Source organism: Caballeronia sp. LZ034LL, from assembly GCF_031451215.1.
Taxonomy (GTDB): domain Bacteria; phylum Pseudomonadota; class Gammaproteobacteria; order Burkholderiales; family Burkholderiaceae; genus Caballeronia.
Genome location: NZ_JARUXR010000001.1, coordinates 1,946,260 through 1,958,564, shown reverse-complemented (window position 1 = coordinate 1,958,564; position 12,305 = coordinate 1,946,260). Strand labels below are relative to the sequence as shown.

The window sequence follows — 12,305 nt, the reverse complement described above, 5'->3', positions numbered from 1 at the left end:
CTTTTGCATTTCTGGCGATGGTTCGCTCAATCCATTGCGATCAACCCGCGACCAGTGTGCCGTTCTCGACTCGCACGCGCTGACCCTGGCCAAACGGCGGCGCGTTCTTGTAGGTGAAATAGCGCGTGTGACCATTCTCCATGCGCACGCGGACCGAATAATCGGTTTCGCTGCGAACGTGCTTCTCGACCGAGTTGCCGGCCAGACCGCCGCCGAGGGCGCCGAGCAGAGTCATCGCGGTGCGGCCGCCGCCGCGCCCGAACTGGTTGCCGACGACACCGCCCGCCACCGCGCCGCCAACCGCGCCAATCCCCGTACCATGGCCTTCGTGCTTGACGGCCGAGATGGCTTCGACGGTGCCGCACGTCGAGCAATAGGCCGGATGTTGCGGCGGTTGCTGCGCGTAGGACGGTTGAGCGGGTTGCGGTTGTTGCTGGGCGGCTTGTTGAGCGGCTCGCTGCTGCGCTGCTTGCTGTGCGGCTTGTTGCTGCGCGGCCTGTTGCTCGGCAGCCTGCTGCTGTGCCGCGGCCGATTGCTGCGCCGGGCTGGGCGCGGCCGAATCGACCACAGGCTGCTGCGCGACCGCGGCCGATTGGGTCTGCGGATTCTGCGCCGAATTGCTGGTTGCCTTGGGGAAGAGGCCCGTCATGGCTGCCGTGGCCACGAGGCTGGCGACGATCACCGCGCCCGCCGCGGTTGCGACGAGCGGATGCAGACGCCGCTGCTGCGGCTGCGCGCTGCCCGAGGCGGGCGAGGTACTGAGTTTATTGGTCCCGTTATCCATTTTCTGAACCTCCTTTCGAGGCGAAGTGTTGCGGCAGGGCCGACTGTCACGGTCCATTGTCGGGCAAACCCGGATTCTTCGCTTTTTCGGGTTGTAACAATTTCCCGGAATCGCACGGCAAGATGAAAAGCACAACGGATGCCAGCCTGAAAGGCCTTCAGCAAAGGGACGGCTGCGGAGGATGACTTGAAACTTTTACCCGCAGTAACAGAAAAAGCGTTCAGACGAAAAAAAGCGCGCCCGAAAGGGCGCGCTTCGAGACTGCGAAAAACAAGAAGAATCAGTCTTCGCGACGCAGATGCGGGAACAGGATCACGTCGCGGATGCTGGGGCTGTCGGTGAGCAGCATGACCAGACGGTCGATGCCGATGCCGCAGCCGCCTGTCGGCGGCATGCCGTATTCGAGCGCGCGGATGTAGTCGGCGTCGAAATACATGGCTTCCTCGTCGCCGGCGTCCTTCTGGTCGACCTGCTTCTGGAAGCGCGCGGCCTGGTCTTCCGGATCGTTCAGCTCCGAGAAGCCATTGGCGATTTCACGGCCCGTGATGAACAGCTCGAAACGCTCGGTGATGCCCGCAACCGAATCCGACGCGCGCGCGAGCGGCGACACTTCGATCGGGTAATCGACGATATAGGTCGGTTCCCACAACTGCGATTCCGCCGTCTCTTCGAACAGCGCGAGTTGCAGCGAACCGACTCCGGCATTCAGGAAGGCCGGCTGATTCGTATCGACGCCGAACTTCTTCAGTTCCGTGCGCAGGAACGCGCCGTCCGTGAGCTGCGCGTCGGTGTACTGCGGAGCGTACTTCTGGATGGCCTGATTGATGGTCAGCCGATGGAACGGCTTCGCCAGATCCAGTTCGCGACCTTGATACGTGATGGTCGCGGTGCCGAGGGAATCGATGGCCGCCTGGCGGATCAGCTGTTCGGTGAAGTCCATCAGCCAGCGGTAATCCGTGAAGGCCGCGTAGAACTCCATCATCGTGAATTCCGGGTTGTGACGCGGCGACACGCCTTCGTTCCGGAAGTTACGGTTGATCTCGAACACGCGCTCAAAGCCGCCGACGATCAGCCGCTTCAGATACAGCTCCGGCGCGATGCGCAGGAACATCTGCATGTCGAGCGCGTTGTGATGCGTGACGAAAGGCTTGGCCGCCGCGCCGCCCGGAATCGGGTGCAGCATCGGCGTTTCGACTTCCATGAAGTTGGCCTGCGCCATGAAGTTGCGGATCGACGTGACGGCCTTGGTGCGCGCCATGAAGGTCTGGCGCGATTCCGGCGTGACGATCAGATCGACATAGCGCTGGCGATAGCGCGTTTCCTGGTCCGCGAGACCATGGAACTTGTCGGGCAGCGGACGCAGCGCCTTCGAGAGCAAACGCAGTTCCGTGCAGCGCACCGATAGTTCGCCCTTGTTGGTGCGGAACAGCACGCCCTTGGCGGCGATGATGTCGCCCAGGTCCCACTTCTTGAAGGCGTCGTAGGTTTCGGCGCCGACGTCGGCCGGCGTCACGAAGAACTGGATCTGGCCGCTGCCGTCCTGAACCGTGGCGAAGCTCGCCTTGCCCATCACACGCTTGAGCATCATCCGTCCGGCCAGCGCGACGGGCAGGGGATTCGCCTCGAGCGCGTCCTTGTCAGTGTCGGCATAGCCGGTTTGCAGCGCGGCGGCCTGGTGCGTCGGACGGAAGTCGTTCGGATAGGCGACGCCCTGCTCGCGTAGCGCGCGCAGTTTCTCGCGCCGCTCGGCCATGATCTGGTTTTCTTCCAGTTCGGGAGCGGCGCCCGGTTGAGTCGGTTCGGTCATGATGGTGTGGCTTGAATATGAGGCAAAGGCGAGGCAAAGGCGCGGCGAAACGAACGCGGCGCGGCCGCAAAGCCGCGCCGCCTGGGCAGGTCAGACGCCCTGTTTCAGGCTCGCGCTGATGAAGTCGTCGAGGTCGCCGTCGAGCACGGCGCGCGTGTTGCTCATTTCGACGCTCGTGCGCAGGTCCTTCACGCGGCTCTGGTCGAGCACGTAGGAGCGGATCTGATGGCCCCAGCCCACGTCGGTCTTGCTCGATTCGAGCTTGTCCTGTTCGGCCTGGCGCTTGCGCATCTCGAATTCATAGAGACGCGCCTTCAGCATCTGCATGGCTTCCGCGCGGTTGCGGTGCTGCGAGCGGTCGTTCTGGCACTGCACGACGATGCCGGTCGGCGCATGCGTGAGACGCACGGCGGAGTCGGTCTTGTTGATGTGCTGGCCGCCCGCGCCCGATGCGCGATACGTGTCCGTGCGGATGTCGGCGGGATTGATCTCGATCTCGATGGAATCGTCGATTTCCGGATACACGAACACCGACGAGAACGACGTATGCCGTCCGCCCGACGAATCGAACGGCGACTTGCGCACCAGCCGGTGAATGCCGGTTTCCGTGCGCAGATAGCCGTAGGCATATTCGCCCTCGACCTTGATGGTCGCGCTCTTGATGCCGGCGACGTCGCCTTCGGATTCTTCCAGCACTTCGGTCTTGAAGCCCTTGCGCTCGCAGTAGCGCAGGTACTGGCGCAGCAGCATGGACGCCCAGTCGCAGGCCTCGGTGCCGCCGGCGCCGGCCTGGATGTCGATGAAGCAGTTGTTCGGGTCGGCCGGGTTGGAGAACATCCGGCGGAATTCCATGTCCTCGACGCGCACCCGCAGGGCGTCGGCATCGGTTTCGGACGCGACTAGCGTGTCCTCGTCCTCTTCCTCGCGCGCCATGTCGAAGAGTTCGTTGGCGTCGCTCAGGTCGCTGTCGAGCGCGGTGAGCGTCGAGACGACGCCGTCGAGCAGCTTCTTTTCACGACCGAGCGCCTGGGCGTTCTTCGAGTCGTTCCAGACGTTCGGATCTTCGAGTTCCTTGTTGACTTCGGCTAGACGCGCGGACTTGGCGTCGTAGTCAAAGATACCCCCGTAGCTCGCCCGCGCGACGGCGCAGGTCGGCCAGAAGGCTTTCGATCGCGTTGAGACGTTCCGCTTCCATTGTCGATCTTCGGCTTCGTAAAAAGAGCAAATTATAGCCGATCGACCGCGTTTTCCCGTGCCGGGCTGGCCGTGGAAGCCGTTTTCAGCCCGCGTGCTCGACAATCAATTGCACCCGCGCGACGCCGTTCCACGAATCGCTGACGAGCCGGTACGCGACGGTCGCACGCGGCGGCAGCGGATCGACGTGGTTGAACCAGATCGCGTTGAAACGCTGGCGGCCGCGCAGCAGCGAGAGCTTCAGGTGCTTGTCCTTCACGAGCGCCTGCGAGGCGACCTCGAATTCGCCGGAGAAAGTGGGCGCCGGAAAGCCCTGGCCCCAGACGGCGGCGTCGAGCATTTCGACGAACTGCGGCGTGAAGTACGCGTCCTCCAGTTCGCCGTCGGTTTCGACGGTGCGCGAAAGCGCGTCCGCGGTCAGCCATTCACGGCCGACCGCTTCGAACGCGGCGGTGAAGCGGGGGATGTCGGCGGTGGCGAGCGTGAGGCCCGCGGCCATCGCGTGGCCGCCGAACTTGTGGATAAGTCCCGGCTCGCGCTTGCTGATGAGATCGACGGCATCGCGCAGATGAAAACCGGGAATCGAGCGGCCGGAGCCCTTGCAGAGCACGCCGCTGTCGTCGGCGTGGGCGAACGTGAAAGACGGCCGGTGAAAGCGCTCCTTCAGGCGCCCCGCGACGATCCCGATCACGCCCTGATGCCAGCTCGCGTCGTAGAGCGTGAGCGTCGCGCGCTCGCCGCAATCGAGCGTCTGCAGTTCGGCCAGCGCCTGCTGCTGCATGCCGGCTTCGATTTCCCGGCGTTCGCGGTTCATGCCGTCGAGTTGCTGCGCGAGTTCCCAGGCGCGGCCGATGTCGTCGGTGGTCAGGCATTCGATGCCGAGCGACATGTCCGACAGCCGGCCCGCCGCGTTCAGGCGCGGCCCGAGCGCGAAGCCGAGATCGAAGCCCGAGGCGGTGCGCGCATCGCGGGCGGCGGCGCGGAACAGCGCCGCGATGCCCGGCTGCATGCGTCCCGAGCGGATCCGCTTGAGGCCTTGCGCGACCAGGATGCGATTGTTGCAGTCGAGCTTCACGACATCGGCGACGGTGCCGAGCGCGACCAGATCGAGCAGGCCGTCGAGGCGCGGTTCGGGCACATCCTGATTCTGATACGTACCGCGGCGGCGCAATTCGGCGCGCAACGCGAGCAGCACGTAGAACATCACGCCGACGCCCGCCAGGCATTTGCTCGGAAACACGCAGCCCGGCTGGTTCGGATTGACGATCGCGCGCGCGGCGGGGAGTTCGTCGCCGGGCAGGTGATGGTCGGTCACGAGCACGTCGATGCCGAGCGCGTTCGCTGCCGCGACGCCGTCCACGCTGGCGATGCCGTTGTCGACCGTGATCAGCAGTTCGGGCAGGCTCGACGCCGAGCGCGCCGCCAGGTCGACGATTTCCGGCGTCAGCCCGTAGCCGTACTCGAAGCGGTTCGGCACCAGATAGTCGATGTTCGCGCCGAACATGCGCAGGCCGCGCACGGCGACGGCGCAGGCAGTGGCGCCGTCGCAGTCGTAGTCGGCGACGACCAGCATGCGTTTGCCCGCTTCAAGCGCGTCGGCGAGCACGACGGCCGCGTCGTCGCAACCCTTGAGGCCGGCGGGCGGATGCAGGCGCTTGAACTCGGTTTCCACTTCGTCGGGCGTGCGCACGCCGCGCGCCGCGTACAGCCGGGCGATGACGGGATGCAGCCCGTGGCGCGCGAGCGCTTCGGCATCGGCGGGGGAGGCGGCACGGGTAACGATTCGCGTCATTCGGAAAAGCCTTATTCGATGAGCAGCGCCGCGACCGGCCGGCGGCGCCAGAATTTGCGCAGGTCGCCGCGCGTGACGCCGAGCGTGACCGAACCGGTGTCGCCGCACAGCGTCAGTTCGAGGCGGCCGAGCGAGCCGTCGGTGAGCGCCTGCAGCGCCGGCGCGAACCACGTTTCTTCGAGCGTCCTGAGTGCGGCATTCCAGCGCGCCCAGTCCTGTTCGATGAAGGGCGCCGAGAACGGATCGAGTTCGACGAGCGTCGTGCCGGACTTGCCGGACGTATCCGCAGGCAGCGCCGCGAACGACTCCGGCGGCCGTGCCGGCTCGAGGTCCGCCGCCAGCGCCAGTCCGCGCGTAGCCGCGGCCTCCGACAGCACGCGCGCGAACGGGCTCGTCACCGGACGCAGCGCGCCTTGCGCGTGCAGCCAGATCGAGTTGATGGCGGGCAGGCCGCGCGACTCGCGTTCGAGATTCAGCGGCTGTTCGAACCATGCCATCTGGACTTCGTTCTGCAGCTTCATCCAGGCGCGCGAACGCTCGCCGGTGCGGGCTTCGTGCGGCAGCCAGATTTCGATGTTGCGGCCCGTCGCGCGCAGCGGCGCCGCGCCGGCGAGCGTGCCCAGCGCCGCGCCCGACACGTACCAGCGCAAGGGCGTCGGCGCCTGCAGCATCAGGCCCTGATCCTCGATCACCGGACGCGCGAGTTCGAGCAGCACGCGAGCTTCCTCGGTATGCACGCCGAGCGTATCCGGATCGATCAGCACCAGATGATCGTGGGCGATCCGCACGTGCACCGGTTCGATGCAGGCCCACGAGGCATCGCCGGGCGTGCCGCCGTCGGCGAGCAGCATGAAGGGGGCGAGCGGGGCATCGTCGGCATAGCGCTGGTCGGCGGGCGTGACCGCGCCGAAACGTCGCGCAATCCAGCGTTCGTGCGGCAGCGTGCGCTGAAAGTCTTCGCCGATCACGCGTTCTTCGAGCGTGGCGCGGGCAAGCAGTTTGTCGAGCGCCGCGCCCTCCAGGCCATGCAGGGCGGTGGCGGCATCGGCGGCCGAGGGCAGCGCGAAGGGCAGCAGGAGGTGAAGTGCGGGGAGTGCGTGAGCGGGCATGATGCCCGGCATTGTAGGGCAAAGCGCTTTTGCCGATGCCGCGCGCGGCGTGATTTCGACTCGCCCGCTATGCAGGTTCGTGCGTGGCTTTCTTCATATATGGCAAACTTTCGCAAATTTCACGCGCGGGGCGGTGACATCGGCGTCTTGCGGGGCGGATGGGCGTCGATCGTCATGCATCCACCACGGCCGCCCGGGCGTATTCACACGGTGTGATCGGGGCACCGCTCCGGGGCGCCGCAACGCTTGACCAGCAGCAAAAAAGGACTCGCTTGAAACTTCCGTACGAATGGCAGATCGGCTGGCGCTACACGCGCGCCAGCAAACGCACCACAGGCAACGGCTTCATCTCGTTCATCGCGCTCGTTTCGATGGCGGGCATCGCGCTCGGCGTCGCCGCGCTGATCGTCGTGCTCTCCGTGATGAACGGCTTCCAGAAGGAAGTGCGCGACCGCATGCTGTCCGTGCTCGCGCACGTCGAGATCTTCTCGCCGTCCGGTTCCATGCCCAACTGGCAACTCACCGCGCAGGAAGCGCGCCGCAATCCGGAAGTGATCGGCGCGGCGCCTTACGTCGAAGCGCAGGCGCTGCTCACGCGCCAGGGCGCGGTTAGCGGCGTCGCGCTGCGCGGCGTGGAGCCTTCACTGGAGCCGGAAGTCTCGGACATCGGCAAGGAGATGCGCGCCGGCAAGCTCACGGATCTCGTGCCGGGCGGCTTCGGCATCGTGCTGGGCAAGGATCTCGCGATGAACCTGGGCGTGATGACCGGCGACAAGATCACGCTGGTCGCGCCCGAAGGCACCATCACGCCCGCCGGGATGATGCCGCGCCTCAAGCAGTTCACGGTGGTGGGCATCTTCGAGTCCGGCCACTACGAGTACGACTCCACGCTGGCGCTGATCGAAATCAAGGACGCGGAAGCGCTGTTCCGCCTGCCCGCGCCCACCGGCGTGCGGCTGCGCCTGAAGGACATGCAGCGCGCGCCGCAGGTGGCGCGCGAGCTGGCGAAGACGCTGTCGGGCGATCTCTATATCCGCGACTGGACGCAGCAGAACAAGACCTGGTTCTCGGCGGTGCAGATCGAGAAGCGCATGATGTTCATCATCCTCACGCTGATCATCGCGGTGGCGGCGTTCAACCTGGTGTCGTCGCTGGTGATGACCGTCACCGACAAGCAGGCCGACATCGCCATCCTGCGCACGCTCGGCGCGCAGCCGGGCTCGATCATGAAGATCTTCGTCGTGCAGGGCGTGACGATCGGCTTCATCGGCACGGCGCTCGGCGTGACTTTCGGCTGCCTGATCGCGTGGAGCATTCCGTGGCTGGTGCCGATGATCGAGCATCTGTTCAACGTGCAGTTCCTGCCGTCCTCGGTGTATTTCATCAGCGAGCTGCCGTCCGAGCTCGTGCCTGGCGATGTCGCGAAGATCGGCGTCATCGCGTTCCTGTTGTCGTCGCTCGCGACGCTCTATCCGAGCTGGCGCGGCGCGAAGATTCGTCCGGCGGAGGCGCTGCGCTATGAGTGATCTGATTCCCGCCGACAATGTGGTGCTGAATGCCTCGGCCATTTCGAAGGCCTTCGTGCAGGGCGGCTTCAACGTGCCCGTGCTCAACAACGCCCAGTTGCAGGTGATGAAGGGCGAGAAGCTGGCGATCGTCGGCGCGTCGGGTTCGGGCAAGAGCACGCTGCTGCACGTGCTCGGCGGCCTCGACGAACCCAGCGCCGGCAAGGTGTCGCTGCTCGGCAAGCCGTTCACCGAGCTGAAGGAGAAGGAGCGCAACGAGCTGCGCAATCGCGCGCTCGGCTTCGTCTATCAGTTCCATCATCTGCTGCCGGAATTCACCGCGCTCGACAACGTCGCGATGCCGCTGCGCATCCGCCGCATGACCGAGGAAGCGTCGCGCAAGCAGGCGCAGGAGATGCTCGAACGGGTGGGCGTGGGGCATCGGGCGAAGCATCGGCCGGGCGAGCTGTCGGGCGGCGAGCGGCAGCGCGTGGCGATTGCCCGCGCGCTCGTCACGCGGCCCGCCTGTGTGCTCGCCGACGAACCCACCGGCAATCTCGACAGCGGCACCGCGGACACGGTGTTCAACCTGATGCTGGAGTTGTCGCAGACGCTGGAGACGAGCTTCGTGATCGTCACGCACGACACGGATCTGGCCGCGCGCTGCGACCGCATCATGCGTCTGCGCGACGGCGTGCTGCACGAAGAGCCGGTGGTCCCGGTCTGATCCTGGGTCTGCGCGGAGGGCGTCATGTGGATCGATACGCACTGTCATCTCGATGCCGGCGAATTCGACGCCGATCGTGATGCCGTCGCCGGGGCCGCGCACGCGGCGAAGGTCGCGCGCATCGTTATTCCGGGCGTGGGGCGCTTCAACTTCGACGCGGTGCGCGAGCTGGCGCATCGGATCGCGGGCGGGGCGTATGCACTCGGCATTCATCCGCTGTACACGCCCGGCGCCACCGACGACGACCTGCGCGTGCTGCGCGAGCAAATCGCGGCGAGCATGGACGATCCGCGCTTCGTGGGGATCGGCGAGATCGGGCTCGACTACTTCGTGCCGACGCTCGACGATGCCCGCCAGCAGTTCTTCTTCAACGCCCAACTGAAGCTGGCGCACGAGTTCGGCCTGCCGGTGATCTGCCACGTGCGCAAGTCGCAGGACAAGGTGCTGAAAGGCCTGCGCGTGCACGACATTCATCAGGGCATCGCGCATGCGTTCAACGGCAGTTTCCAGCAGGCGGAGGCGTTCATCGCGCAGGGCATGCGGCTCGGTTTCGGCGGCAACCTGACCTTCGAGCGCGCGCTGCAGATCCGGCGGCTCGCCACCGATCTGCCGCTCGACGCGATCGTGCTCGAAACCGACGCGCCCGACATCGCGCCGGCATGGCGCTACAAGCAGCGCAACACGCCGGATCAGGTCGCGCGCATCGCGCAGGTGCTGGCGCAGCTGCGCGGCATCGACGAAACCACGCTTTCCCTAGGCACAACGGCCAGCGCACACGCGGCGCTGCCACGGCTCACGCTCGCTTCCTCATAATCGTTTCGTCGGATGCAAGGTGGTTTGCGTTCGCGACGGCAATGAGGACGAGGAAGCGGTGCGGGCGATTCTGCTGGGATATGCGTTGGGCGTCGGATGGCTTCAGCAGCAGGCGCGCTTGCCGGGCGGCTTCGGGTGGCTCGTTTGCTGTGCCGGCTTCTTGGTGGCAATCGGGCTGGGCATCGCGAAGCCGCGGCTGCGCGTGGCGAGCTTCACGATTGCCGCTTGCGTCGCGGGCTTCGCCTATGCGGCATGGCGGGCTGAAGTGCGCTTGCAGCGGCAGTTGCCGGTGGCTTACGAGCAGCGGGATATCGAACTGAGCGGTTTCGTGCGCGGCATGCCCGACGCGCGCGCCGATGGCATGCGCTTGCTCTTCGAAGTCGAATCGAATGGCGCGCGGCTCGAGGACTTTCCGCGCGTCGTGCGCTTGCTGTGGCTGCCGAAGGAGGGCGCGCTGCAGCCAACCTTATACGCCGGTGAGCGCTGGCGCCTGACCGTGCGGCTGAAGCGTCCGCACACTGAGGCGAACTTCGCGCTTCGGGATGGCGAAGCGAGCTTGCTGGAACGCAATATCCGCGCGACGGGCGTCATCTCCGCCACGCCCGCGCCGCAGCGTTTGAAGCCGGACGCCGGCGGGCCGCTGCTCGCGCTCGACCGCTTGCGTACTCGGTTGCGTGAGCGCATCGACACCGTGCTTGACGATGCGCCGCATCGCGGCATCGTCGTCGCGCTGGCGGTCGGCGCACAGAACGCCGTCAGCGAGGAGGATTGGCGCGTGATGCGCGCCACCGGCACGAGCCATCTCGTCGCGATCTCCGGCTTGCATATCGGCTTCGTCGCGGGACTGGCGGGTCTGCTGTGCGGCTTCGTCTGGAAGCGCTTGAGATTGCGCGGCGTCCCCGCGCCGCTGCACGCGGCCGCGCCGAAGGCGGCGATGCTCGGCGCGGCCGCGTGCGCCGCGTTCTACGCCGCGCTGGCCGGCTTCAACGTGCCCGCGCAACGCACGCTGTGGATGCTGCTGATCGCCGCCTGCGCGCTGTTCAGCGGGCGGCGGCCGGCGTCGTCGCTGGTGCTGCTGTGGGCGCTCGCATGCGTGCTGAGCGCCGATCCGTGGGCGGTGACGTCGCCGGGGTTCTGGCTGTCGTTCGGGGCCGTGGGCGCGATTCTCTTCGCGCTCGCTTCGGCAGGCCGCGCCGCATCCCGGCCGATGACGCCCGATGACGATGACATCGACCAATGGGATCGCGTCGATCCGAGCGAAGTGGGGCAGCGGCCCGCGCCGTCTCCCGGCGCGCGGCGCACCGTCGCACACGTGCTCCGCTTCATGCGCCGCTGCGCGCGTCGCGTGCAAGATCGGATGGCGGCCGGCGTGCGCGTTCAGTACGCGGTGACGCTCGCGCTCGCGCCGCTCACCGTCTGGTGGTTCTCGCAGATCCCCTTGCTCGGACCGCTCGCGAACATCTTCGCCATTCCGTGGATCAGCGTGCTCGTCACGCCCGCGACGCTCGCCGGGCTGCTGCTGCCCGCGCCGCTCGACGCGCCCTTGCTCCATGCGGCGCACGCCGCGCTCGCCGTGCTGTGCGACCTGCTCGCGCGCCTCGCCGCGGCGGTGCCCGCGTCGCTCTGGCAGTTGCCCCGGCCGGAGCCGTTCGCGCTGGCGGCGGCGTGCATCGGCGTTGCATGGGCATTGGCGCCGCAGGGCTGGCCGCTGCGCTGGGCCGCGCCGCTGACCTGGCTGCCGCTGCTCGCGCCCGCGCCGCATCCCGCGTCGCCGGGCGCGTTCCGCGTGACCGCGCTGGACATCGGTCAAGGCTCGGCGCTCGTCATTGAAACCGCACATCATGCGCTGCTGTTCGATGCCGGCCCCGGCCCGGAATCGACCCATGCGGGCGAACGCATCGTCGCGCCCTATCTGCCGGCCACCGGCGTAAGTACGCTCGATGCGCTCGTCATCAGTCATTCCGATTCGGACCACGCGGGCGGCGCGCCCGCCGTGCTGCGGACGGTCGCCGTGCGGCAACTGCTCGCCTCGCTGCCCGCGCAGGACGCGCTCTGGGCATCCGCCGGCGCGCGCGGCGTCGAGACGCTGCGCTGCGCGGCGGGCCAGCGCTGGCAGTGGGACGGCGTCGAATTCCGCGTGCTGTGGCCGGAGCCCGCGCCGCTCACGGGCAAGCCGAACCGGCAGTCGTGCGTGCTCAAGGTAACGAGCGCGGCGGGACGGGCGGCGCTCTTCACGGCGGACATCGAGGCCGACGTCGAACGCGAGCTGCTCTCGCGCGACCGCGACGTCCTGCGCGCCGACCTGCTGATCGCGCCGCATCATGGCAGCCGCACGTCGTCGACCGAGCCTTTCCTCGATGCCGTCGAGCCGCGCACCGCGCTATTTCAGGTAGGCTATCGCAACCGTTTTCATCACCCGAATGCCAGCGTGTTCGCGCGCTACGGCCTGCGCGCCATGCCGCTGTCACGCAGCGACGAAGACGGCGCGGCGCGCTTCGAGATCGGTGCGGATCTCGTGCTCGAACGCTTCAGACAGACGCACGCCCGCTACTGGATGGGGCGCTGAACAGAACA

At 67.0% G+C, this 12,305-nt stretch carries 9 protein-coding genes; 4 read left to right on the top strand and 5 right to left on the bottom strand.

Translation table 11 applies throughout. The features are described 5' to 3' along the window. Positions 1-40: 40 nt before the first annotated feature. The 5 genes from QCE83_RS08970 to QCE83_RS08950 all read right to left on the bottom strand — a co-directional run bounded on the left by QCE83_RS08970 (position 41) and on the right by QCE83_RS08950 (position 6,698). Positions 41-784 carry a glycine zipper 2TM domain-containing protein gene (locus tag QCE83_RS08970; protein WP_309808873.1) on the bottom strand — a complete coding sequence of 248 codons (744 nt, stop codon included), beginning with the start codon at positions 782-784 and terminating at the stop codon, positions 41-43. A 280-nt stretch (positions 785-1,064) separates the two neighbouring features. Further along, the gene (gene lysS / locus QCE83_RS08965; protein ID WP_309808871.1) at positions 1,065-2,591 is read right to left on the bottom strand and encodes a lysine--tRNA ligase; all 1,527 of its coding nucleotides are present in this window, start codon (positions 2,589-2,591) and stop codon (positions 1,065-1,067) included. A gap of 90 nt (positions 2,592-2,681) precedes the next feature. After that, positions 2,682-3,786, bottom strand: a protein-coding gene (prfB, locus tag QCE83_RS08960) for a peptide chain release factor 2 (RefSeq protein ID WP_309808868.1) whose coding sequence is annotated in 2 segments (ribosomal slippage) — positions 2,682-3,713 and positions 3,715-3,786 — 1,104 coding nt in all. Because the reading frame shifts where the segments join, the coding sequence is not laid out codon by codon here. 84 nt (positions 3,787-3,870) lie between these two features. Continuing rightward, positions 3,871-5,577 carry a single-stranded-DNA-specific exonuclease RecJ gene (gene recJ, locus QCE83_RS08955; protein WP_309808866.1) on the bottom strand — a complete coding sequence of 569 codons (1,707 nt, stop codon included), beginning with the start codon at positions 5,575-5,577 and terminating at the stop codon, positions 3,871-3,873. Positions 5,578-5,588: 11 nt separating this feature from the next. After that, on the bottom strand, positions 5,589-6,698 hold the full coding sequence (locus QCE83_RS08950; protein ID WP_309808864.1) for a regulator: 1,110 nt from the start codon (positions 6,696-6,698) through the stop codon (positions 5,589-5,591). A gap of 260 nt (positions 6,699-6,958) precedes the next feature. On the opposite strand from QCE83_RS08950, the gene QCE83_RS08945 reads away from it, so the two are divergent. From QCE83_RS08945 to QCE83_RS08930, 4 genes are read left to right on the top strand one after another with little or no spacing between them, the layout of a single operon-like run. Continuing rightward, positions 6,959-8,212 (top strand): lipoprotein-releasing ABC transporter permease subunit, encoded by a 1,254-nt coding sequence (locus QCE83_RS08945; RefSeq protein WP_309808861.1) that lies wholly within the window; start codon positions 6,959-6,961, stop codon positions 8,210-8,212. Further along, positions 8,205-8,918, top strand: a complete 714-nt coding sequence (lolD, locus tag QCE83_RS08940; RefSeq protein ID WP_309808859.1) for a lipoprotein-releasing ABC transporter ATP-binding protein LolD — start codon at positions 8,205-8,207, stop codon at positions 8,916-8,918. The genes QCE83_RS08945 and lolD overlap by 8 nt, the downstream gene beginning before the upstream one ends. Before the next feature lie 24 nt (positions 8,919-8,942). Beyond that, entirely contained in the window at positions 8,943-9,731 is a 789-nt protein-coding gene (locus QCE83_RS08935; protein ID WP_309808857.1) for a TatD family hydrolase, read from the top strand. Between the two features lie 58 nt (positions 9,732-9,789). Continuing rightward, entirely contained in the window at positions 9,790-12,297 is a 2,508-nt protein-coding gene (locus QCE83_RS08930) for a DNA internalization-related competence protein ComEC/Rec2 (protein WP_404984754.1), read from the top strand. Positions 12,298-12,305: the final 8 nt, after the last annotated feature.